Annotated in this window: 23 protein-coding genes; 19 read left to right on the top strand and 4 right to left on the bottom strand. The window is 61.1% G+C overall.

Annotated elements, in window-relative coordinates; all coding sequences use genetic code 11:
* Positions 1 to 2 precede the first annotated feature (2 nt).
* Positions 3 to 737: a precorrin-2 C(20)-methyltransferase gene (locus ACP2YO_RS42545; protein ID WP_426437146.1), complete on the top strand. Its 735-nt coding sequence runs from the start codon at positions 3 to 5 to the stop codon at positions 735 to 737.
* On the top strand, positions 734 to 1,468 hold the full coding sequence (gene cobJ / locus ACP2YO_RS42540) for a precorrin-3B C(17)-methyltransferase (RefSeq protein WP_426437145.1): 735 nt from the start codon (positions 734 to 736) through the stop codon (positions 1,466 to 1,468). Before ACP2YO_RS42545 ends, cobJ begins: the two co-directional genes overlap by 4 nt.
* Here cobJ and ACP2YO_RS42535 read toward each other — a convergent pair.
* A complete protein-coding gene (locus ACP2YO_RS42535; RefSeq protein WP_426437144.1) occupies positions 1,444 to 2,190 on the bottom strand; it encodes a cobalt-precorrin-6A reductase in 747 nt (248 codons plus the stop codon). The two genes, cobJ and ACP2YO_RS42535, sit on opposite strands and share 25 nt — an antisense overlap.
* On the opposite strand from ACP2YO_RS42535, the gene cbiE reads away from it, so the two are divergent.
* From cbiE to cobT, 6 genes are read left to right on the top strand one after another with little or no spacing between them, the layout of a single operon-like run.
* Positions 2,189 to 3,370 carry a precorrin-6y C5,15-methyltransferase (decarboxylating) subunit CbiE gene (cbiE, locus tag ACP2YO_RS42530; RefSeq protein WP_426437143.1) on the top strand — a complete coding sequence of 394 codons (1,182 nt, stop codon included), beginning with the start codon at positions 2,189 to 2,191 and terminating at the stop codon, positions 3,368 to 3,370. The genes ACP2YO_RS42535 and cbiE overlap by 2 nt on opposite strands.
* The gene (gene cobM / locus ACP2YO_RS42525) at positions 3,367 to 4,149 is read left to right on the top strand and encodes a precorrin-4 C(11)-methyltransferase (protein WP_426437142.1); all 783 of its coding nucleotides are present in this window, start codon (positions 3,367 to 3,369) and stop codon (positions 4,147 to 4,149) included. The genes cbiE and cobM overlap by 4 nt, the downstream gene beginning before the upstream one ends.
* A complete protein-coding gene (locus tag ACP2YO_RS42520) occupies positions 4,149 to 5,462 on the top strand; it encodes a cobyrinate a,c-diamide synthase (RefSeq protein WP_426443457.1) in 1,314 nt (437 codons plus the stop codon). The genes cobM and ACP2YO_RS42520 overlap by 1 nt, the downstream gene beginning before the upstream one ends.
* Positions 5,459 to 6,184, top strand: coding sequence for a uroporphyrinogen-III C-methyltransferase (gene cobA, locus ACP2YO_RS42515; RefSeq protein ID WP_426437141.1), 726 nt, complete (start codon positions 5,459 to 5,461; stop codon positions 6,182 to 6,184). The genes ACP2YO_RS42520 and cobA overlap by 4 nt, the downstream gene beginning before the upstream one ends.
* Positions 6,185 to 6,237: 53 nt before the next feature.
* Positions 6,238 to 6,942: a precorrin-6A synthase (deacetylating) gene (cobF, locus tag ACP2YO_RS42510; protein ID WP_426443456.1), complete on the top strand. Its 705-nt coding sequence runs from the start codon at positions 6,238 to 6,240 to the stop codon at positions 6,940 to 6,942.
* 11 nt (positions 6,943 to 6,953) lie between these two features.
* On the top strand, positions 6,954 to 8,012 hold the full coding sequence (gene cobT / locus ACP2YO_RS42505) for a nicotinate-nucleotide--dimethylbenzimidazole phosphoribosyltransferase (protein ID WP_426437140.1): 1,059 nt from the start codon (positions 6,954 to 6,956) through the stop codon (positions 8,010 to 8,012).
* 740 nt (positions 8,013 to 8,752) lie between these two features.
* On the opposite strand, the gene ACP2YO_RS42500 is transcribed toward cobT, so the two are convergent.
* Positions 8,753 to 9,136 (bottom strand): hypothetical protein, encoded by a 384-nt coding sequence (locus tag ACP2YO_RS42500; protein ID WP_426437139.1) that lies wholly within the window; start codon positions 9,134 to 9,136, stop codon positions 8,753 to 8,755.
* A gap of 96 nt (positions 9,137 to 9,232) precedes the next feature.
* On the opposite strand from ACP2YO_RS42500, the gene ACP2YO_RS42495 reads away from it, so the two are divergent.
* Entirely contained in the window at positions 9,233 to 10,315 is a 1,083-nt protein-coding gene (locus ACP2YO_RS42495) for a SphA family protein (RefSeq protein ID WP_426437138.1), read from the top strand.
* Between the two features lie 90 nt (positions 10,316 to 10,405).
* Here ACP2YO_RS42495 and ACP2YO_RS42490 read toward each other — a convergent pair whose 3' ends face one another.
* Positions 10,406 to 10,774, bottom strand: coding sequence for a nuclear transport factor 2 family protein (locus tag ACP2YO_RS42490; RefSeq protein WP_426437137.1), 369 nt, complete (start codon positions 10,772 to 10,774; stop codon positions 10,406 to 10,408).
* 32 nt (positions 10,775 to 10,806) lie between these two features.
* A complete protein-coding gene (locus ACP2YO_RS42485) occupies positions 10,807 to 11,595 on the bottom strand; it encodes a FadR/GntR family transcriptional regulator (RefSeq protein WP_426437136.1) in 789 nt (262 codons plus the stop codon).
* A 123-nt stretch (positions 11,596 to 11,718) separates the two neighbouring features.
* On the opposite strand from ACP2YO_RS42485, the gene ACP2YO_RS42480 reads away from it, so the two are divergent.
* The 10 genes from ACP2YO_RS42480 to ACP2YO_RS42435 all read left to right on the top strand — a co-directional run bounded on the left by ACP2YO_RS42480 (position 11,719) and on the right by ACP2YO_RS42435 (position 20,394).
* Positions 11,719 to 12,150: a GlcG/HbpS family heme-binding protein gene (locus ACP2YO_RS42480; protein WP_426437135.1), complete on the top strand. Its 432-nt coding sequence runs from the start codon at positions 11,719 to 11,721 to the stop codon at positions 12,148 to 12,150.
* Positions 12,151 to 12,258: 108 nt separating this feature from the next.
* Complete coding sequence (locus ACP2YO_RS42475; RefSeq protein ID WP_426437134.1) at positions 12,259 to 13,101, top strand: HpcH/HpaI aldolase family protein; 843 nt, start codon at positions 12,259 to 12,261, stop codon at positions 13,099 to 13,101.
* A 35-nt stretch (positions 13,102 to 13,136) separates the two neighbouring features.
* Positions 13,137 to 13,670: a cupin domain-containing protein gene (locus tag ACP2YO_RS42470; RefSeq protein ID WP_426437133.1), complete on the top strand. Its 534-nt coding sequence runs from the start codon at positions 13,137 to 13,139 to the stop codon at positions 13,668 to 13,670.
* 70 nt (positions 13,671 to 13,740) lie between these two features.
* Positions 13,741 to 15,108, top strand: a complete 1,368-nt coding sequence (locus tag ACP2YO_RS42465) for an MFS transporter (RefSeq protein WP_426437132.1) — start codon at positions 13,741 to 13,743, stop codon at positions 15,106 to 15,108.
* A 444-nt stretch (positions 15,109 to 15,552) separates the two neighbouring features.
* The gene (locus ACP2YO_RS42460; protein WP_426437131.1) at positions 15,553 to 15,717 is read left to right on the top strand and encodes a hypothetical protein; all 165 of its coding nucleotides are present in this window, start codon (positions 15,553 to 15,555) and stop codon (positions 15,715 to 15,717) included.
* Positions 15,695 to 16,186, top strand: coding sequence for a MarR family winged helix-turn-helix transcriptional regulator (locus ACP2YO_RS42455; RefSeq protein ID WP_426437130.1), 492 nt, complete (start codon positions 15,695 to 15,697; stop codon positions 16,184 to 16,186). The genes ACP2YO_RS42460 and ACP2YO_RS42455 overlap by 23 nt, the downstream gene beginning before the upstream one ends.
* 148 nt (positions 16,187 to 16,334) lie before the next feature.
* Positions 16,335 to 17,501, top strand: a complete 1,167-nt coding sequence (locus ACP2YO_RS42450; protein WP_426437129.1) for an LLM class flavin-dependent oxidoreductase — start codon at positions 16,335 to 16,337, stop codon at positions 17,499 to 17,501.
* A 12-nt stretch (positions 17,502 to 17,513) separates the two neighbouring features.
* Positions 17,514 to 18,311 (top strand): alpha/beta fold hydrolase, encoded by a 798-nt coding sequence (locus tag ACP2YO_RS42445; RefSeq protein ID WP_426437128.1) that lies wholly within the window; start codon positions 17,514 to 17,516, stop codon positions 18,309 to 18,311.
* 51 nt (positions 18,312 to 18,362) lie between these two features.
* Complete coding sequence (locus ACP2YO_RS42440; RefSeq protein WP_426437127.1) at positions 18,363 to 19,580, top strand: ABC transporter substrate-binding protein; 1,218 nt, start codon at positions 18,363 to 18,365, stop codon at positions 19,578 to 19,580.
* Positions 19,581 to 19,590: 10 nt separating this feature from the next.
* Positions 19,591 to 20,394: an SDR family NAD(P)-dependent oxidoreductase gene (locus ACP2YO_RS42435; RefSeq protein WP_426437126.1), complete on the top strand. Its 804-nt coding sequence runs from the start codon at positions 19,591 to 19,593 to the stop codon at positions 20,392 to 20,394.
* The last annotated feature ends 9 nt before the right edge of the window (positions 20,395 to 20,403 follow it).

Below are 20,403 nucleotides of genomic sequence, written 5' to 3'. Positions count from 1 at the left end.
CCATGGGGCGGATCATCTGCTGCGGCCTGGGGCCTGGCGATCCTGATCTGATGAGCGTGCGCGCCGATCGCGAGGTGCGCGCCGCGACGCATGTCGCGTATTTCCGCAAGAAAGGCCGGCTCGGTCAGGCACGCGCCATCGTCGATGGTCTGTTGGCAGCGGGTGTCCGCGAATATCCAATGGAATACCCCGTCACGACCGAGCTAACAGTGAACAGCGAAGAATATGCCCGGCTGCTTGCGTGCTTCCATGATGAATGGGCCGAGCGTCTGGCGGAGCTATCGCGAAACGCCGATGTCGTCGTGCTCTGCGAAGGCGATCCCTTCTTCTACGGCTCCTTCATGCATCTCTACACACGGCTGCAGGGCTGCGCCGAGGTCGAGGTGATCGCGGGCATTCCCGGCATGGCCGGCTGCTGGAATGTCGCGGGCCTGCCGATGGTGCTCGGCGACGATGTGATGACGGTCTTGATGGGCACGCTGCCCGAAACCGAGCTGGAGCGGCGCGCACAAAGCTCCGATGCGCTCGTCATCATGAAGACGGGCCGCAATCTCGCAAAGATCCGCCGCGCGCTGGAGCGAGCCGGGCGGCTCGATGAGGCCTGGCTGATCGAACGCGGCACCATGCCGGGCGAACGCGTCGCGCCCCTGACCGATGTCGATCCCGCGGACTGCCCGTATTTCGCGATCGTGCTGGTGCATGGCCGCGGTGGCAGACGGCAGGAAGCGGCGGAATGACGGGCCGGCTTACCATCGCTGGACTTGGACCGGGCGATGCAGCGTTGGTGACGCCGGAAGTGTCGGCCGCGCTTGCCGACGCGACCGACGTGCTGGGCTATACGCCTTATGTGGCGCGGGTGCCGGCGCGCGAGGGCTTGCGGCTGCATCCTTCCGACAATCGTCAGGAATTGCAGCGCGCGGATGAAGCCTTGAGACTCGCGGCGACGGGCCGCAGCGTCGTGCTGGTCTCGTCCGGCGACCCCGGCGTGTTCGCGATGGCGGCGGCTGTATTCGAGGCGCTGGAGGCGGCGCCGGAGTTGCAGGAAGTTTCGATCCGCGTGTTGCCGGGCGTCACCGCGATGCTCGCCGCGGCGGCGCGGGCCGGCGCGCCGCTAGGCCATGATTTCTGCGCGATCAATCTCTCCGATAATCTGAAGCCATCGCAGGTGATCGAGAAGCGCTTGAGGTTAGCTGCCGAAGCCGACTTTGCGATTGCGATCTACAATCCGCGATCGGCGAGCCGGCCCGAAGGCTTTGCCCGCGCCCTCGACGTGTTGAAAGAGGCCGGCTGCGGTGATCGTACCATCATCTTCGCGCATGCGGTGACGACGCCGAAGGAGCGGATCGAAACCCTCCGGCTTGAGGACGCTCGTCCCGAGATGGCCGACATGGCGACGCTCGTCATCGTCGGCAATTCGGCGACCCGGCGCGTCGGCCGCTGGGTCTATGCCCCGAGGCGCGCCCCATGACCAAGCCACGCCAGCACCGCCTCAATGGTTTCGGCCCGCGACCGCTCGGGCAGTGTGGGCCGCGCGATCATGATCACGGGCCGGCCCAGCTCGCGCGAGGCGTCGATCTTGGCGCGCGCGCCGGTGCCGCCGGAATTGCGCGCCACCAGCCACTGGATGCCGCGCGAGCGCATCAGCTCGCGGTCGCTCTCAAGCGTGAACGGGCCGCGCGATGTGATCACCTCAGCGTCGGGCAGGGGGAGCTCACCGTCGGACGCATCGACGAAGCGCAGTGTATAGGCGTGCTGTGGTTTTGCGGCGAACGGGGCGATGTGTTGCCGGCCAATGGCGAGGAAAACGCGCGCGCGAGCTTCTGGAAGGGCGGTCACCGCTGCGCTAATATCCGCCACCTCGATCCAGCTATCGCCAGCCGCGCGCGTCCAGGGCGCGCGCTCCAACGCGACCAGGGGGACGCCCACGGCCGCACACGCCTCGACCGCGTGACGGCTCATCTCGGCGGCAAAGGGATGCGTCGCGTCGATGACATGCGTGATGCGCTCCTTGCGGAGCCAGTCGGCAAGCCCGGCCGCGCCGCCAAAGCCACCGATCCGAGTCGGCAGCGAATGGCCGAGAGGAATCTGCGTCCGTCCCGCATAGGAATAGATTGCGTCGATCCCTTCGCGCACGAATGCGTCCGCGAGCTGGTTCGCATCGCCCGTTCCGCCCAGAATGAGTGCGCGCATGTCTGATCCCTGGTTGACCATCATAGGCATCGGCGATGATGGCCTTGCCGGGCTGTCGGAAGCAAGCCGAAAGGCGCTTGCCAATGCCGAGACCGTATTCGGCGGCGAGCGGCATCTGAAGCTCGCCGGCGCCGATGGCCGCGGCAAGCCGTGGCCGGTGCCGTTCGATGCGGCCTGTGTGCTTACCCGCCGCGGCCATCCGACTGTGGTGCTTGCGTCCGGCGATCCCTTCTGGCATGGAGCCGGCGGCAGCCTCGCGGCGCATCTCGCGCCGGACGAATGGATTGCGCATCCGGCGCTCTCGACTTTTTCGCTCGCGGCCTCACGGCTCGGCTGGCAGCTCGAAAACACGATTTGCATCGGCCTCCACGCCGCGCCGTTCGAGCGGCTGGTTCCGTTGTTATCGCGCGGGGCGCGGATCATTTGCCTCGTACGCGACGTCAAGGCGGCGGGCGATCTCGCGCAATGGCTTGTTGGGCGGGGGTGGGGTGTCTCGCGGCTCTGGACTTTGTCGGCGTTGGGCGGTCCACGCGAGCACATGATTGAATGCAGACCGGACAGTTATGTAGCTGCTTCAGCGGCAAGCCCGGTAGCCGTTGCGATCGAAGCGGGTGGCGTAGCTGGGCTATCGCGCGCGTCCGGCCTTGCCGATGACCTCTTCCAGCACGACGGTCAAATCACCAAGCGGCCGATCCGCGCGCTGGCGCTGTCAGCGCTGGCACCGCGGCCGGGCGAGAAACTTTGGGACGTCGGCGCGGGCTCCGGCTCGATCTCGGTCGAGTGGGCACTGGCCGGCGGAACATCGATCGCGTTCGAGGCGCGGGAAGACCGCGCGGCCCACATCCGCACCAATGCGGAGGCTTTCGGTCTCTCGCACAAAGTCAGCATCGTAATTGGAACTGCGCCGGCGGCGTTGTCATCGCTGGATAGGCCGGATGTAGTTTTTATCGGCGGCGGCCTGGATGCGGCGATGTTCGACGCGGTCTGGTCACTGATTCCCCAAGATGCACGCCTCGTCGCACACAGCGTGACACTCGAAACCGAAGCGCTGCTGGCCGGACTGCAGCGAAAGCACGGCGGCGATCTCTTGCGAATCGAGCTATCGCAGGCGGCCGCACTCGGCCGATACCGGTCCTGGGAGGCCGCGCGCCCGGTCGTGCAATGGAGCGTCGTGAAATGACCGTGCACTTCATCGGCGCCGGCCCGGGCGCGCCCGACCTTCTTACCCTGCGCGGCCGCGACCTCATCGCGTCGTGTCCAGTCTGCCTCTATGCGGGCTCGCTGGTACCAAAGGAGATACTGGCGCATTGCCCGCCCGGCGCGCGTGTCGTCAACACGGCGCCACTGTCGCTCGACGAGATCATCGACGAGATCGCCGCCGGTCATGCCGAGGGCCAGGACGTGGCGCGGCTGCATTCCGGCGATCTCTCGGTGTGGTCGGCAATGGGCGAGCAGCTCCGGCGGCTACGCGAGCTCGGCATTCCATTTACCGTGACGCCGGGCGTGCCGTCCTTTGCCGCGGCGGCCGCTGCGCTCGAAGCGGAGCTGACGCTGCCAGGCGTTGCGCAATCCGTCGTGCTGACGCGCACCTCCGGCCGCGCCAGCGCGATGCCGAAAGGCGAGACACTGACGGCTTTCGCGGCGACGGGCGCGGTACTTGCAATCCATCTCTCGGTGCACGTGCTGGACAAGGTCATCGCCGAGCTGACGCCGCATTATGGTGCTGACTGTCCCGTTGCGGTGGTCTGGCGCGCGAGCTGGCCGGATGAACGGCTTGTTCGTGCAACACTGGGCACGCTGCAATCGTCGCTCGGTGCCGAGCTCGAGCGCACGGCGATCATCCTGGTCGGACGGACCATCGAGGCGAAGGATTTTGATGAGAGCCAGCTGTATGCCGCCGACTATGACCGCCGCTACCGGCCGGTCGGCGCCTCGCCCCGTTTCCCGGAGACGACATGATGACGCGCTGCCTCGTCATTTCCGCACCTGCCTCGGGTACCGGGAAGACCACGCTGACGCTGGCGCTCGCGCGCGCGTTCCGTGAACGCGGGCTCGCCGTGCAATGCTTCAAGAGCGGCCCTGACTATATCGATCCCGCCTTCCACACGGCTGCGACGGGGCGCGCTTCGGTCAACATTGATAGCTGGGCGATGCCCCGCGACACCGTCGAGAAGTTGGTCTCGCGCGCGCAAGACGCCGATCTTGTTCTGGCCGAGGGCTCGATGGGCCTGTTTGACGGTGTGGCGACGCCGGGCATGTCCGGCACTGGCGCGAGCGCCGATCTCGCTGAAATGATGGGCTGGCCGGTGCTGCTGGTGCTCGATCCCGCAGGACAAGCACAAACCGCGGCGGCGGTTGCTGTGGGCCTGCGCGATTTCCGCAAGGGCGTTCGCATCGCCGGTGTGGTGCTCAATCGCGTCGCCAGTTCCCGCCACGAGGACCTTGTGCGCCGTGCGATGGACGGCGCGGGTATCGCCGTGGTCGGCGCGTTGCCGCGGCACGCGCCGATTGCGCTGCCGGAACGGCACCTCGGCCTGGTGCAGGCAGAGGAGCTTTCCCGGCTCAATGAGCTGATTTCGGAGGCTGCCCGGCTCGTCGCCGAGCGCATCGATCTCGATGCGGTGCTGCGCCTCGCTGAATGCGGCTGGACCGCGACTGACAACAAAGCGCCGGCGCGCGTGACCCCGCCCGGCCAGCGCATTGCGCTGGCGCGCGACGCAGCGTTCTCCTTCATCTATCCGCATATCCTCGAGGGCTGGCGCGCCGCCGGCTCGGAAGTTCTGCCGTTCTCGCCGCTGGCCGACGAGGGGCCGGACGATAGCGCAGATGTTGGCTGGTTGCCCGGCGGCTATCCCGAATTGCATGCAGGGCAGATTGCCGCCAATCGCAACTTCCGGCAGGCCTTGAAGGCGTTTGCGGAAACGCGTCCCGTCCATGGCGAATGCGGTGGTTACATCGTGCTGGGGGAGGGGCTCACCGACGCCAAGGGCGCACGCCATGAAATGACGGGGCTGCTCGGTCTCGAGACAAGCTTCGCCAAGCGGCGCATGCATCTCGGCTATCGCAGGGCCGAACTCACCGCCAGCATGCCCGGTCATGCGCAGGGGATACGGCTGCGCGGGCATGAATTCCATTATGCCTCGATCGCTGCGCAGCCCGATCCGCCGCTGGCTTCCGTGCGCGACGCCAATGGCGCCGAGGTTGCCGAAACCGGTTCCCACCGCGGCCACGTTACCGGGACGTTCTTTCACCTGATCGCGGAGGAACGATGAGCGGCTTCGTCTCGTTTGTGTCGGCCGGTCCAGGCGATCCCGAGCTTCTGACACTGAAAGCTGCTGCGCGGCTGCGGGCGGCCGATGTCGTGCTCTACGACGATCTCGCGGCAGGAGCGATCCTCGATCACGCCCGCAAGGGTGCGACGCTGGTCTCGGTTGGCAAGCGTGCCGGCCGTCCCTCGGCGAAGCAGCAGCATGTCAGCCGGTTGCTGGTCGACTATGCGATGACCGGCGCCAATGTGGCGCGACTTAAGTCGGGGGACGCGGGAATTTTCGGCAGGCTCGAGGAGGAGCTTGATGCGCTGCGAACAGCCGGTATTCGTTTCGAGATCATTCCCGGCATCACAGCGGCCAGCGCAGCGGCAGCGATCTCGGGCATTCCGCTGACGAGGCGGGGCGCGTCGCGTCGCTTGCAATTCATCACCGGCACTGATGTTAAGGGCGAACTGCCGGAGGATATCAATTGGGCAGCGCTGACAGAAGCCCAGGTGACGACCGCCGTATATATGGGCAAGCGCACCTTCCCAGCGCTTGCTGCGCGGCTGGTCGCGCAGGGGTTGGCGCCCGATACGCCGGCATTGCTTGCAGAATCGCTGGGACATGCTGATCAGCAGATCATTCGCACCACGATAGGCGAACTCGCCGCACGGTTGGCTCAGGAAAACGCCGCCGCCGCCGCCGTGATCCTTTTTGGCCCGTTGTCGGGAGAAGCGTCGTGAAGACGGCGTTCAAGCTTTTTCTGGTCGGGATAGGTAGTGGGGATCCCGATCAAATGACGCTCGCCGCTACCCGTGCGATCAACGCTGCCGATCTCGTTTTGATTCCGCGCAAGGGCGTGGAAAAAGTCGATCTCGCCAACTTGCGCCGAACGATCTGTGCGCAGGTTCTCACCAACCCCAACACACGCGTTGTCGAGTTCGACCTGCCCAGGCGGGACCTCCAACACATGGACTACTGTGGCAGCGTTGATGAATGGCATGCTGCGGTCGCCGCCGCATGGTCGAAGGAGATCGAAAATCACCCCGGCAATAAGCGAAGTGTCGTGCTTCTGATCTGGGGCGATCCTTCGCTCTACGATTCCAGCCTGCGAATCGCACGCCGGCTCGACCCGCTGCCGGAGATCGAGGTCATCCCCGGCATTACCTCGATTCAGGCACTTTGCGCTGCGCATGCCATTCCCGTTAATGAAGTCGGCGAACCGTTTCTTGTCACCACGGGACGGTGCCTTGGCGAGGGCGGCTGGCCTGCTGGGGTCGACACTGCTGTCGTCATGCTCGACGGTAGCGCGGCGTTCCAATCGCTTGATCCGAGGGGCGTTCACATCTGGTGGGGCGCCTATCTCGGTATGGCGCACGAGATCATCCTCTCGGGCCCACTGGCGGAGATGTGCGCGAAAATCGTGGCTGCGCGCGCGCAGGCGCGAGCACAGCATGGTTGGATCATGGATAGCTACATTCTTAGGCGCAATCTGAAATAAGGTAACACCACATGCTTCCCGATTGGGTCTTTCAGGACTGCCTCGGCATTTCCAGTGCGCACCGCGAGGCCGCAAGCCTTCGCCAAAGCCAGTTGACAAAGCCGGCCGGCGCGCTCGGTAGGCTTGAAACTCTGGCCATCGAACTCGCCGGTTTGCAGCTGACCGATCGCCCGAGGGTCGATCGCACGCCGATCATCATCTTCGCCGGCGATCATGGCGTCACTGCACAGGGCGTGTCAGCCTATCCGCAGGAAGTGACGATCGCGATGATGGCTAACTTTGCTTCTGGAGGTGCCGCGATCTCGGTGCTGGCGCGTGAATTGGGGTCGGCGCTCGAAGTCGTAGATGCCGGAACGCTGGCCGAGAATCGAATACCAGGTATTGTCGAGGACAAGCCGCGCCGCGGGACACGGGATTTCTCTAAGGAGCCGGCGCTCGAGACTGCGGAGGTGGCCTTCGCTTTCGAAGCTGGAAAACGCGCCGTCGCGCGCGCCGTGGGAGTGATGCCGGACCTCTTGATCTTCGGGGAGATGGGAATCGGTAACACCACGTCGGCTGCGGCGATGGCGGCGGCGCTCCTTACGCTCAGCGCGGATATGATCACTGGCGCTGGTACCGGCCTCGACGCGGCTGGCCAGACGCACAAGGCGCGCGTGATTGCGACGGCGCTTGCCCGTCACGACATCGGGGCGTCCAATATTGCAGTGGAACAGATCTTGTGTGCCGTCGGCGGGCTCGAGATCGTGGCGCTCGGCGGGGCCATTATCGCCGCCGCGCAGCACCGCATTCCCGTCCTGGTCGACGGCTTCATCGTTTCGGTCGCGGCGCTTGTCGCCGTACGTCTCAATCCGTCGTGCCGTCCGTTCCTGATCTTCTCACATCGTTCGGCCGAGCAGGGCCATCGTCTGGTGTTGGAGGCGCTCGCCGCCCGTCCGTTGCTCGATCTTGATCTTCGACTCGGCGAAGGTTCGGGCGCCGCGCTGGCCTTGCCAATTCTGCGCCTTGCATGTGCGTTGCATAACAAGATGGCGACATTTGCCGAGGCTGCAGTACCCGACCGCGCCGGTTGAGGTTTCCCGGCATCTTATTCTCGTCTGCGGCTTTGTCTATCGCACGCCAATTCCAGTACAGCCGACGAAGGCTGCCGGGGCAATCGCCACGACACAGGCGGCTCAAACGCTTGTCATTACCCCACCGATTGATCGCGTTCGCTCCGCCAATCTGAACTCAGCTACGCGCTCGCGAACGCTTGACGCACCAATCTCCGCGACCGCGATCCTCGCCGAGCTTTGCCGAGGAGCTAACTAGACTAGTGCGGTCCTTGCTGAACACCCTAACGAGAAGACCATCTCGCTCCTGGCGATCTCTGTGTCCCATCTTGAGGAGCACTGGAATCTGGAGCTGGAACTTCCGCTTGGACTTCAAGATGAACCGCGCCGCTCCGGCACAAAATAGGCATGGCACGTTGGGCGGCCGACCGACCTTTCGATGAGATCCGCGACCGCTTCGGATGGGATGCCATTGGCTAAGGCTCGGTGGTGATGGGCATCTCTCGTTATGTTCCCGACGAGTTTCGCGAATTCGCCGAAAGCTCCACTCGCTCGGCCGATCTTGCGGACCGCCGGACGGGCCGTTGCGATGATCTCGCTCCGGCGACCTCGCCGCGGAGGGGCCGTGGCAATGATCCGCCAAGTGATCCTTTCCGTATCCAAGGCCAGGAGGAATTTGACGTGCTGCACCTCCGTCGTGCACCACCGCAGCGTTCTGACGGAACTCCCGATCCGTAGTCCTCAGTGCGGCGATCGAGTTGTTATTTGCTGATACGGCCGAGATTTAGAAGAGCCATAAATTGTAGGATGGCTAGGAACAGCGGCCCTATTGTCTTGCCGACATCGTGCTGAAAGACACCAACGCCGGCATCGAGTAACTGCGCGAACCCGGCAAGGGTGCCTAATGGCAAAATCCAAGTTCTTTGACCGAGTTTCGCCAAAGTAATCAGAGTTAACGGCACCGCTCGCGCGGCCGCGTACATGGCAAAAGTCTGCGACGCCGCGGTGGGGAATGCACCCGCAGGCAAGATCGCGCTGGGACTGAGAAGACCGGCAATCGAAAATCCGCATGCGACTATGACATTAGTTGCAGTGACCAGCGAAGCGATGCGCAGGGCGAGTTTATCCGAACCGTCGGCTGTCATGCTTCTTTCCTGTTTGCTGAGGCGAGTCGGAGATAGGGGTTCAAGTCGCCTCTTGACAAGGTCACTAGGTGACTTAGTGTGCAGAATAACGACTAAGTGATCGGGCTCGAGGCGTGGCTACCTGCTCTTGCGGGCGGGCAGTTTCATCGGGCGGAAATCACCAATGGGGGGAAAATGCGTATTGATCTGAAGAAGATGTACATTGCCGTGTCCGCCGCGGCTGCTGTAATTTCGCTAGGGCAGGCCAATGCCTACGAATCGGGCTCACCCGGGACACAAGTGCCTGCCGGCATTGCGATCGGTAACACAACCGCCGCTGCGCCCGGCACCGGCATCTACATGTTCGACCAGTTCTGGACCTATCAGGCTAAGATTGTGGGCCCGGGAGCTCCGAATGTTGGTGGTGCCGCTACGACCGTGAACGTCAACGCGGCCACGCCAGGCTTCCTTTTTGTTCCTGGCTGGACCTTCCTCGGAGCAACCTATGATGCTGTGATCGTGCAGCCCTTCGCCAACGCTGACACGAGTTCTCCGGTGAACACCATGAAAACTGGCGTACACAACACCTTTGTGGTGCCCGTCGAACTCAGTTGGAAGCTTGGTCAAACGGGCTTTTTCGTCAAGACAGGGCTCGGTATCGGCGTGCCCGACGGCACTATCTCTGGTACCAACGGTTTGGGCAATGTCGGCAACCCCTGGTGGACGTTTAGGCCAGAGTTCATCGTCTCTTATCTGAACGAAGGGTGGAATCTGACTGCGGCCTTCTACTACGAAACCAACACTCGGAATACCGTTACCAACTATCGGAGTGGCGACGTGCTCGACTCCGAATTTGCGGTCACGAAGCAGTTGGGGAAGTGGACCCTCGGTGTCCTTGGCTATTACGTTGCACAAGTCGGAGACGATACGTCGAGCGCCTTCTACGGCGATGCCATCAGCGCGAACCGCTTTCACGAAGGCGCCATCGGAGGACTTGTCGGATACAATTTTGGTCCGGTGCAGCTGAACGTCTTCGGATTCCGCGAGGTAAGCGCTGGCGCGTCCGGCGGCTCGCCGAGCCCGTTTGTTACTGACCGGGCGGCAGTCACCCAGGGCTACAAGTTGTTCGCCAATGTGAGCTATCGCTTGTGGGCGCCTGATCCTCCGGCGACGCCAATCAAACCTCAGATCTTCAAGTAGCGGACTGGACCACCGCTAACTAGTGGCGCCGAAAAGGCGCCACCTTTCTTTTCCCGAGGTCTTACAGAATTTGCATCTCTCCAGGATGACCTAGCTCTGCACGCGAGTCGATTGCCACAGGACAAGCTTGGCGTCACCCGGCGCTCCTGCCCAGACCCCGGTATACAGATTCACAGACGTGCGGCTTGTCCCATCTGCCGAGACGTCCATTTCCAGCTTGCCTTGCACAATTGCGACTGAACCATAGATGCGGATCGCAACCTCGGAGTGGTCGAGCCGATGGCAACGGAGACTTCCGCTGGCAAACTTTTCGATCAAGGACTTCTTGGTGTCCGACTTGGACGATGCATGTATCCAGACCAGGTCGTCGGCCAATAGGCGGCCGAGACCAGTCAGATCGGCCTCCAGCATAGCGTTACGCCGAGCCTGCTCCAGTTTCTCAATATCACTCTTCTGCATGTGCGTAGCTCTTACGGGGGTGCGGCGTGTGGTCATCCAACCCGTAACAACAATGTTGACAGCAATTGGCGAAGCTTGGGGTCGTTCAGTCGAATCTCCTTGGCCTTTGGTAAGGCGGTGATCAAAGCCACCGCCTTAGTATGGAACTGTTGTGCTGCAGCGACGGCCTTGGGCGGGTTTCTCGCGATGACTGACTGGACCAATTGCGTTCGAATTGGCTTGAGCTTGGCGAGAATGGTGCGCCATTGGGTGACGGAATCACAAAGCTGGTGACCGAGTTCGGTCTGCAATTCGGCCAGAAAACCGCAGAGCGCGGCGAGCAGAGGATTGTGCGCTGCGGTCGCCATGGCATTGTGAAAAGCGAGAACAGCTTGCGCAGCCTGTTCCCCCGAAGTGACGTCGTCGAGCGCGGCGAGGGTGGTGCGTAGACGTTCATGGTCCTCGCGCGTCGAAGCCTCCGCGGCCAACGCGGCCACGTGTTCGTTCAGCGCCCCCCACACGCCGAGGACATCGGCCACCCCCAGCTTGCCCAATTGGATCACGGCACTCAAAGAGGTGGCGACCAGCTGGTCCGGGTTGGCAACGACGTAGGCGCCGCTGCCGTGTCGCACGTCGGCAAACCCCAAAAGACTGAGGCCGCGGATCGCTTCACGGACCGTGGGGCCGCTGACGCCATAGCGCTGCGCCAAATCCTTCTCTGAAGGTAGTTTCGTGCCGCGCGGGATGGTGCCGAGAATGATGTCGTTCCGCAGATCCTTGAAGATCTGATCGGCGATGCGTTCGCGATCAATGACCTGAGACCCGCTTCGGAATGTTGCCATTTTTGATTGTCCAGCGGTACGATTTGAGAGTAGGTGACCTAGTGACTAGCAATTTGCACGGCTCCGATCAATCCGCAGCGCATGCGCAGTTGCTCAAGAGCACAACTTTAAGGGAGTTTCACAATGCTGTCCTTGTCCGATGCGTCACGTGTCGTGGACGAAGCCCTCAAGACTGCGCGGGAGATGAATTTACCGCCGATGACCGTCGCGGTCCTCGACGCGCGGGGGTGCCTTGTTTCCTTCAAAATGGAGGACGGATCTAGCTTGTTGCGGGAGCAGATTGCCAGAGCGAAGGCCTGGTCCTCGCTAGGCATGGGAATGGGTACCCGTACGCTGATGTCTCGTGCGGCTCACCATCCTTCATTTTTCGTGGCTCTCTCTTCACTTGCGGAAGGATCCATGGTCCCGGTCCCGGGCGGCGTTCTTGTCAGATCGCAAGAAGGATTCGTCATCGGCGCTGTTGGCGTGAGTGGCGACGTGCCGGATAAAGATGAAGCCTGCGCGCTGGCTGGAATCCGCTCGGTCAATCTCGTTGCTGACCCGGGAGTCGCGTGAGCCCCCGGCGACGGAGACCGAAAATTTTTCCAAGATGCTTCTTCCCAAGCCTGGAGACTTGTGTCACAAAGACACCAAGTGACTTTATGTCTTCGGGAGGAATATGTTTTGTTCAAGCCCAATCGGCTGATCGAAATGCTTGAGCGCGGTGAAATTCCGCTCGGCATGCAATGCTTCACTGGTGATCCGGCGCTAGTGGAAGTGCTTGGCCTGACCGGTTTCGATTTCGTGATGTTGGACTGCGAGCACTCGAGCAACAATGCGCGGGGGCTCGAAAGCCTCATCCGCGTGTCGGAGCAGGCTGGCCTTGTGCCATTCGTTCGCGTTCCTGATCGTGCCAACGAGGCCGATATTCGACGCGCGCTCGAAGCCGGAGCGAGCGGGATCTTCCTTCCGATGGTGCGCTCCGCGGAAGACGTTAAGCGCGCCGCTGACGCGGCGTTCTTCCCGCCGCTGGGGTCGCGCGGCATTTGTCCCGCGATCCGCGCGGCAGGCTATTCGTTGCGGACATTCGAGGAATATGCCGCTTGGAATAACCGCGAAGTCATCCTGATTCCGATGATCGAGCATCCGACCGCCGTCGAGAATATCGATGAGATATGTGCGATGGAGGAAGTGAAGGTCATCGTCTTCGGCGGAGGCGACCTGTCTTACGCGATGGGTGAGGGCACCGCGATGATGAAGAGCCCGCGCGTTCAAGACGCCTACCGGAAGGTCCTGGCGGCGGCTAAGCGGCATGGTGTTGCGGTGGTCGGAGGTCCGATCCTGGATCCGACGCCGGAGTCGTGTCGCAAGTCGCTGGACGACGGGATCACTGTGTTCTGCCTCGGTCTCGATACGCTCGGCTTTCGTCGCTTCTGCGAGCAAACCGTCAATGCCCTCAATGCCGGCATTGAGGGAACAAACTACCGGCGGGCTCCCGCTCCGGCCAGCGGATTTCCAGGGCGCTAACTCCAATCCAACAAACAATACATCGCGAGAGAAAAATGGCTAAGTGGAAAAGATACGTGGTCGGCCCGAATGCAGCCGGAAAATCGGCAGTCCTGATGCACGAAGCTACCAACGTGCAGGAAAGCCCTGGAATCTTCTACCGTGCAACGCTGTGGGGTACGAAAGAAGTGCCGGTCGACAACAGCATCGATGCGGACCGGTCGCTCGATATCACGACCCGCGAGCCGTTTCCCGGCGGCATGCTATGCCGCGCCCTTGAGATTCCACCAGACACTGGCGACAAGGCCGGACATATCGAGGCGCTCAAGAAGTTGAACGTCGAAGTGAATCAGAAGCATACGCCTACTGCTGAAGACATGGCGCGCCATCCGAGCATGCACCGGACCGATACGCTGGATTGCATCACCTGCATCAAGGGCGAGATCTACATGGTGACCGACGTCGACGAGGTGTTGATGCGGCCAGGGGACACCGTCATCATTCGCGGGACCAACCATGCTTGGAGCAATCGTTCGAAAGAACCTTGCTTGTTGGTCGGCTGCATGATTGATGCAAAGCCGCTGACATAACGAAGCAAACGTTCAGCAAGAAGAAGACCGGGTAACCGGCGCCTCGGGAGACGCCCGCAATGGAGTGCGCATGGATTCGAGCGAAGCCGTCGACTTGGAGACAGTCGTAAATTCAGGTCGCCTGGGACCTTCCCAGTACCTGATCATCTCGATCTGTTCGCTCGTTGCCATGATAGATGGCTTCGACACGCAATGCGTCGCGTTTGTCGCGCCAGAAATAGCCAGCAGTTGGCACGTCGAGCCTTCCCAGTTTGGTCCCGTTTTTGGAGCGGGTCTGCTCGGCGGCATGCTGGGAGCCATGGCGCTCGGGCTTGCCGGCGATCGCCTTGGCCGCAAGCCTGTGCTGATGTTTTCTGTCGCATTGTTTGCGATATGCTCTTTGCTCACACCTTTCGCCACATCCATCGGCAATCTGACCGCCCTGCGGTTTGTCACGGGTCTCGGTCTCGGAGGAGCTCTTCCGACGGCCATCGCGCTGACGTCGGAGTATACGCCGACGCGCCTGCGGGCCACGGTTGTTGCGCTCATGTTTTGTGGTTTTCCGCTGGGGGCAGTCATTGGCGGCTTCGCAATGGCGAAACTGCTTCCAGTACTGGGATGGACTAGCGCCTTCTACGCTGGCGGTGTAATCCCACTTCTCTTGATGCCGCTCATAGTCGGCTGGGTGCCGGAGTCGATCCGGTTTCTTGCGCTCAAGGGGGATAGCCTCGCGATCATTTCCATCCTGGATCGGATGAACCTGGGAAAGAAATGGAACGTCAAACTGACGGTCGAGACGCCGGCGCCGCTCTTCAGTCTATTTGCCAAGGGCACCGCGCTCGGTACGATCCTGCTTTGGATCACCTTCTTCTTCAGCTTGATGTTGTCCTATTTCCTTCTCAACTGGATCCCCATGCTTGCTCGGCAAGGGGGGCACAGCGTCGAAGAGGCCGTCGTCGCCGTGGCCATGATCAATTTGGGTGCGATCATAGGCTGCCTTACGCTCGGACAGTTGGCGGGACGCTACGGCCAGGCAACGGTTATTGGCGCTGGATATGGCCTCGGTGCCGTCGCTATCGTCGCTATCGGCTATGTAGGCACGTCAAGCACGCTTCTATTGATCTTCTCAGTTCTTGCCGGGATCCTGACCATCGGCGCGCAGATGTGCACCGTGGCTCTATGCGCGGGCTTCTACGACACGCGTCTGCGCGCAACGGGTGTCGGTTGGACGATGGGAATAGGACGTATAGGCGCAATCCTTGGTCCTGTTCTTGGTGGCGTCTTGATCGGAGCAGGCTTCACGGCGCCCACGTTCTTTCTCATTGCTGGTTTGACGTCACTCGGCGCGGCGGCGACGGTGTTCGCGATGGGATGGTTCGTGCTTCGCGGCCGCTCATCTAGCGCTCAAAAAAGCGATCTCCGTGCTCAGATTGACGCCCTCGAGGGCCTTTCGGGATAGAGAGTGGCCGTTTCGGTAGCGACGGAGGCTTCTGTTGCCGCCGCGCCGCGCTTGCGCTGCCCGGTGATCGGTCGCAGCGGATCGACCTTATCGTGTTCTCCGGTCTCTTTCTCTCGAGGAAGAGTAGCTCGCGCTAGGGCCTGGTCTTGAGCCGATCGGAAGCGTTTGGGCCTCCTATTCGTTGACGGCTCTTGTTGTCATTATTGCCGTGCACACATCGCAACAGCGAGTTCGGTGCACGGATGAAATCGTTCGTGCCGCGGGTTCTGCGGCGCGCCGATGCCAGCAGCGAGTTCTATCGCTGCCACCTCCAACGACGTATACGCTCGAACAGCCGTGAAATTACCAGCGCCGCTGGCTCCATCCGGGGCTGCAAAGCGCGAAAATCCTGACCAGCAAGACGCTGCACCCTGACGGTCGCATTCTGCCCGGCGGAAGGAAGCGGTGTCAGCCAAAGCCAAAGCTATTGAATCTCTTGGCAAAAGGCTGCACATGGCTTCCCCTGTAGCCTGTGCCAAGATGGTGGTATCCAGAAACAGCATTTTGGCCACGACTTGGCAGTTCGAGATCTCATTGAAAGCATTGGATGACAAGGCCCAGCAAAGTTGAAGGCGAGCACGGTGAATCTCAGCCATCCACTGATCGCGAGCGAATTCTTGGCCTTGCCGTAAACACGCTCGGCCGGAATATCAGCTGGAGCTTGGCGCAGCGAACGGCCCGCCATGGTTTCCTTCCTGGCGTAAATCCAGTCATTGCCCGGTTGATGCAGCTGACGGAATCGACCCAGGGAGAGCTTTCACGCATCATTGGTATCGAGCAGCCAACGATGGCTGTGACGTTGAAACGAATGGAAAGGGACGGGCTAATCTCCAGATCGCCCGATCCTGCGCATGGGCGGCGAACCACAATAAGGCTTACCGCGAAAGGTCGCGCGCTCAGTCAACTCATGTCCAAAGCGGCTCGGGAAGTCGAAGAGAAGGCGACCAAGGGACTTAGCGCGCATGAGGTCGACGAGTTTTTCCGCGTTGCAAACCTAATGACGCAGAACCTGAACGCCGAGCGCTACGGCGACAAATAGGTGACGTCCACATCTCAAGTCTTTCGACCGATTGATCGCGGGGATTCAAACTCGCGCACAACCCTTGACGTCTCGACCATAATCATAGCATACTATGATTATAAACGAGCCTCGAAGCTCGAGGTTGATGTTCCGAGGGAGGTTAATGATGCCGGGATTAAGTGCTCCGCAGTTCTACTTGATGCACTTCATGCCGTATCCGGATGTCGTGCCGAACCGCCCGCAGGGCCAGTGGGTCGACATTCCCAATACGCACTTCGATCCGAAGGTCGGCTACAAGCTCTACAAGGAATACATCGACGAGCTCGTACTGGGTGACAAGCTCGGGTTCGATGGTCTCGTGGTCAACGAGCATCATGCCACCTTCTATAGCCTGATGCCTTCCTGCCAACTCATCGCCAGCGCGCTGGCGGTGCTCACGGAACGCGCGAAGATCTGCGTCATGGGCACGCCGATCGGGCTGACGTATCCGCATCGGCTGGCGGAAGAGTATGCAATGCTCGACGTCATGTCCGGTGGGCGTCTCGAATGCGCGTTTCCCCTCGGCACCGGCATGGAGTACTGGGTCAATCCGCTCAGCCCTGCGACCGCGCGCGAACGCTTCCGCGAGGGCATGGACATCCTGATGCAGGCTTGGAATCAGCCTGGTCCGAGCCGCTACGACGGCGACTTCTATCAGTACAAATATCTCAATTGCTTCCCGTTGCCGTATCAGAAGCCGCACCCGAAGATCTATGTGGTCGGTTCAGGCACGGAAGACACCGTCAACTACGCGGCCGAGCGCGGCTACGGCTATTCTCAGGTCTTCACCCCGATTCCAGCGCAGCTGAAGTCGTTCGAGAACTACCGGTCTGTGGCAGCCAAGCACAATCAGCCGACTGACTCAGAATCGATCATCATTTCGGCAATGGTGTATGTGGCCGAATCGGAAGAGAAGGCCGTCGAGGAGGGGCGCGATCATATCCTCTTCTATTTCAAGAACCTCCTGAAGACCGACTCGCACCTGAATTCGCCTCCCGGCTATCTCCCGGTCGAGCGCCTTCGCAAGCGTCTCGAGTCTGGGGCGACGGAGCTCGACGTCACCTGGGAGGGGCTCACAACGGTCTACCGTACCGCTCTTGGTACCCCCGATCACGTGGCCGAGCGCATCGCGTTCTGGTGCGAGCAGGCCCAGAGCAGCAAGATCATCTTGCATCTGCACGTCGGCGATATGCCGCACTGGAAGGCCGTCAAGAACATCACTCTGTTCGCCGAAGAAGTCATTCCGCGCGTGCGGAAGCTGATGTCACCCTCGGTCCAGGTCGCGGCAGAATAGTTGGAGGAAACAATGACCAGCTTCACAAAGCGTGACATTACCGTCGACGGCATTCGCGTTCAGGTCCTGGAAGCGGGCGAAGGCGAGCCGATTGTATTCTTCCACGGTGCCGGTACGACGAGCGGATTCCAGGATCTGCTGCCGCTGGCACAGGGGCGCCGTCTGATCGTGCCGATCCATCCTGGCTTCGGTGCGTCCGACGATGATCCCGGCGTGAATTCCGTGCTGGATTACGCCGTCCACTACGCTGCACTATTCGACCAGCTGAAGCTGTCCGAGCCGGTGGATCTCGTGGGACACTCGTTGGGCGGATGGATTGCCAGTCTCTTTACTGTATTTAATCAGCATCGCGTTCGTCGCCTCGCCCTGGCCTGTCCGGCGGGTCTGCGGGTCAAGGAACATCCGACGGCTGACATGTTTACGATCCGCGCGGAGCATGTCCCCTCTCGGATTGTCTCTTCGCCCGAGGCGCTCGCCCGTATCCCGACCGTCAATCTCACCAATGAACTCAAGATCGCGCGATATCGCGAGATGACGTCGCTCGCCCGCATCAGCTGGGAGCGAAACTACGAACCGAAGCTTGCGCGATGGCTCGGGCACATCAAGGTGCCGACGTTGGTGCTCTGGGGTGACAAGGACCAGATCATTCCAGTTGAGCAGGCGAACTACTGGTCGAAGCGACTGCCATCCAGCGAAATCGCGCTGTTCGAAGGAGCGGGACACCTCATCTTCTTTGAGGCTCCGGCGGCCGTGACGCGAGTGAAGGCGTTCTTCACCGAGCGCGAGGGCGCTCGGCGCCAGTCGGCCTAATTAGCCAGAACACTGGCGTCCAATTCAATAGTGACGGGGAGGTGCGTGCAGATGAGCCTCGACATGCGTTCGCTAACTGCCGTTCTGCTGTCGGGCCTTCTCGCGACGCTCGCCAATGGCGTCGCGATGGCTCAAAAGAAGTATGACGTGGGAGTGACCGACACGACCATCAAGATTGGCAACATCATGCCGTATAGCGGTCCGGCGTCAGCATATGCTGCCATCGGCAAAACCGAGGCCGCATACTTCAAAATGATAAACGACCAGGGCGGCATCAACGGCCGAAAGATCGAGTTTGTCACTTATGACGACGGCTTCAGTCCTCCCAAAACTGTCGAGCAGGCTCGCAAACTGATCGAATCCGACGAGGTCTTCGCACTTTTCAATGTCGTCGGGACGGCAGGGAATTCTGGGATTCAGAAGTACGTCAATTCCAAGAAGGTGCCGCATCTGTTCATCTCTAGCGGCGCTGCCAGGTTCGATGACCCCGAGCATTCGCCTTGGAGCATGGCCTGGTGGCCGGGATATGTCAGCGAAGCCACAATCTACGCGAAATACATTCTGCAGAACTATCCAACGAAGACGGTCGGCATCCTTTATCAGAATGACGACTCTGGCAAAGACTACATAACGGGATTTCGTCAAGCGTTCGGTGCGGACGCAGATAAGAAGATCGTCATCGCGCTTCCCTACGAAGTGACCACGCCCACGGTCGATTCGCAGGTGGTGCAGATCAAGTCCGCCCATGTCGATATCTTCGTCAACCTCTCCACGCCCAAGTTTGCCGCGCAAGCGATCAAGAAGATTGGGGAAATTGGGTGGAAGCCCATCCAGTTCTTGGGCAATGCGTCGGCGTCAACCCAGTCGACGATTTCCGCTGCGGGCATCGATGCGTCACTGGGGATCATCAGCGCCGTCTACCTGAAGGATCCCGCCGATCCGCGTTGGGCGAATGACGAAGGTGTCCGTCAATTCCGCACCTTCATGACGAAGTATTACCCTGAGGGCGATCAGGAGAACGGCACGACCGTATTCGGCTACGGCGCGGCCAAGGCCTTCGTCGAAGTTCTCAGAAGGTGCGGAGACGATCTGACGCGAGAGAACCTCATGAAGCAGATGACGAGTCTTGATATGGAGATCGATGTCTATCTGCCCGGCATCAAGATCCGTACCAGCAAGACCGATTACTCGCCGATCGATCAGCTTCAACCCGTAAAATTCAACGGCAAGCGCTTCGAGCCGTTCGGCGACGTGATCGGTAGCAAGTAGGAGACGAGACATGACTTCTCTCGAAGGGCAAACGGCCTTGGTGACGGGCGGCGCCGGCGGGATCGGCTCGGCTATCTGCAGGCGGCTTTCGTTCGACGGAGCGCTGGTGGTGGTCGCCGATCTTGACGCCGAGCAGGCCGACCGTGTCGTGCGGGGCATCGTGTCGGATGGCGGTCGGGCCATCGGAATTGGACTCGATATCACGGACCGAGATCAATGGCGGGCGGCCATTGCCCAAACGCTGGAGGCCGCCGGCGGCTTGAACATTCTCGTGAACAATGCGGGCGGGGCGAGAATCAAGCCGTTCGAGGCGCTGTCGGTGGATGACTGGAAGCACGACATCGACGTGAACTTGAATGGAGCCTTTCTCGGCATCAAGGAAGCGCTGGACGCCATGCGTCTAAGTGCGAGCCGCTCGCCTTCTGGCGGAGCCATCATCAATATTGCGTCTGTTTCCGCCTTAAGGGGATCGGCTGGGATGCCCGCCTATTCGGCCGGCAAAGGCGGCTTGCGACTGTTCACGAAGGCCATTGCAGTCGATTTCGCACGGCGAGGCTACCGAATACGGGTGAACTCTGTCTATCCGGGCCTGATCGATACGCCTCTGACCAAACCCCTGTTCGAGAGTCGACTGAAGCCTGGGTCAGACGAGAGCCTCGAATCTGCTCGGGCGAAGGTCCTCGAACACTATCCAATCGGTCGCATAGGTCGGCCGGATGAAATCGCAAGCGTCGTAAGATTTCTGGCCGGAGATGACTCCTCGTACATGGTTGGAGCCGAACTGGTCGTCGATGGCGGTCTAACTGCGGCTTGACCAAGGTTT

This window comes from Bradyrhizobium genosp. P (assembly GCF_049949265.1).
Taxonomy (GTDB): domain Bacteria; phylum Pseudomonadota; class Alphaproteobacteria; order Rhizobiales; family Xanthobacteraceae; genus Bradyrhizobium.
Note: the sequence above shows the minus strand (reverse complement) of the source record. Positions and strands in the feature narration are given on the sequence as shown.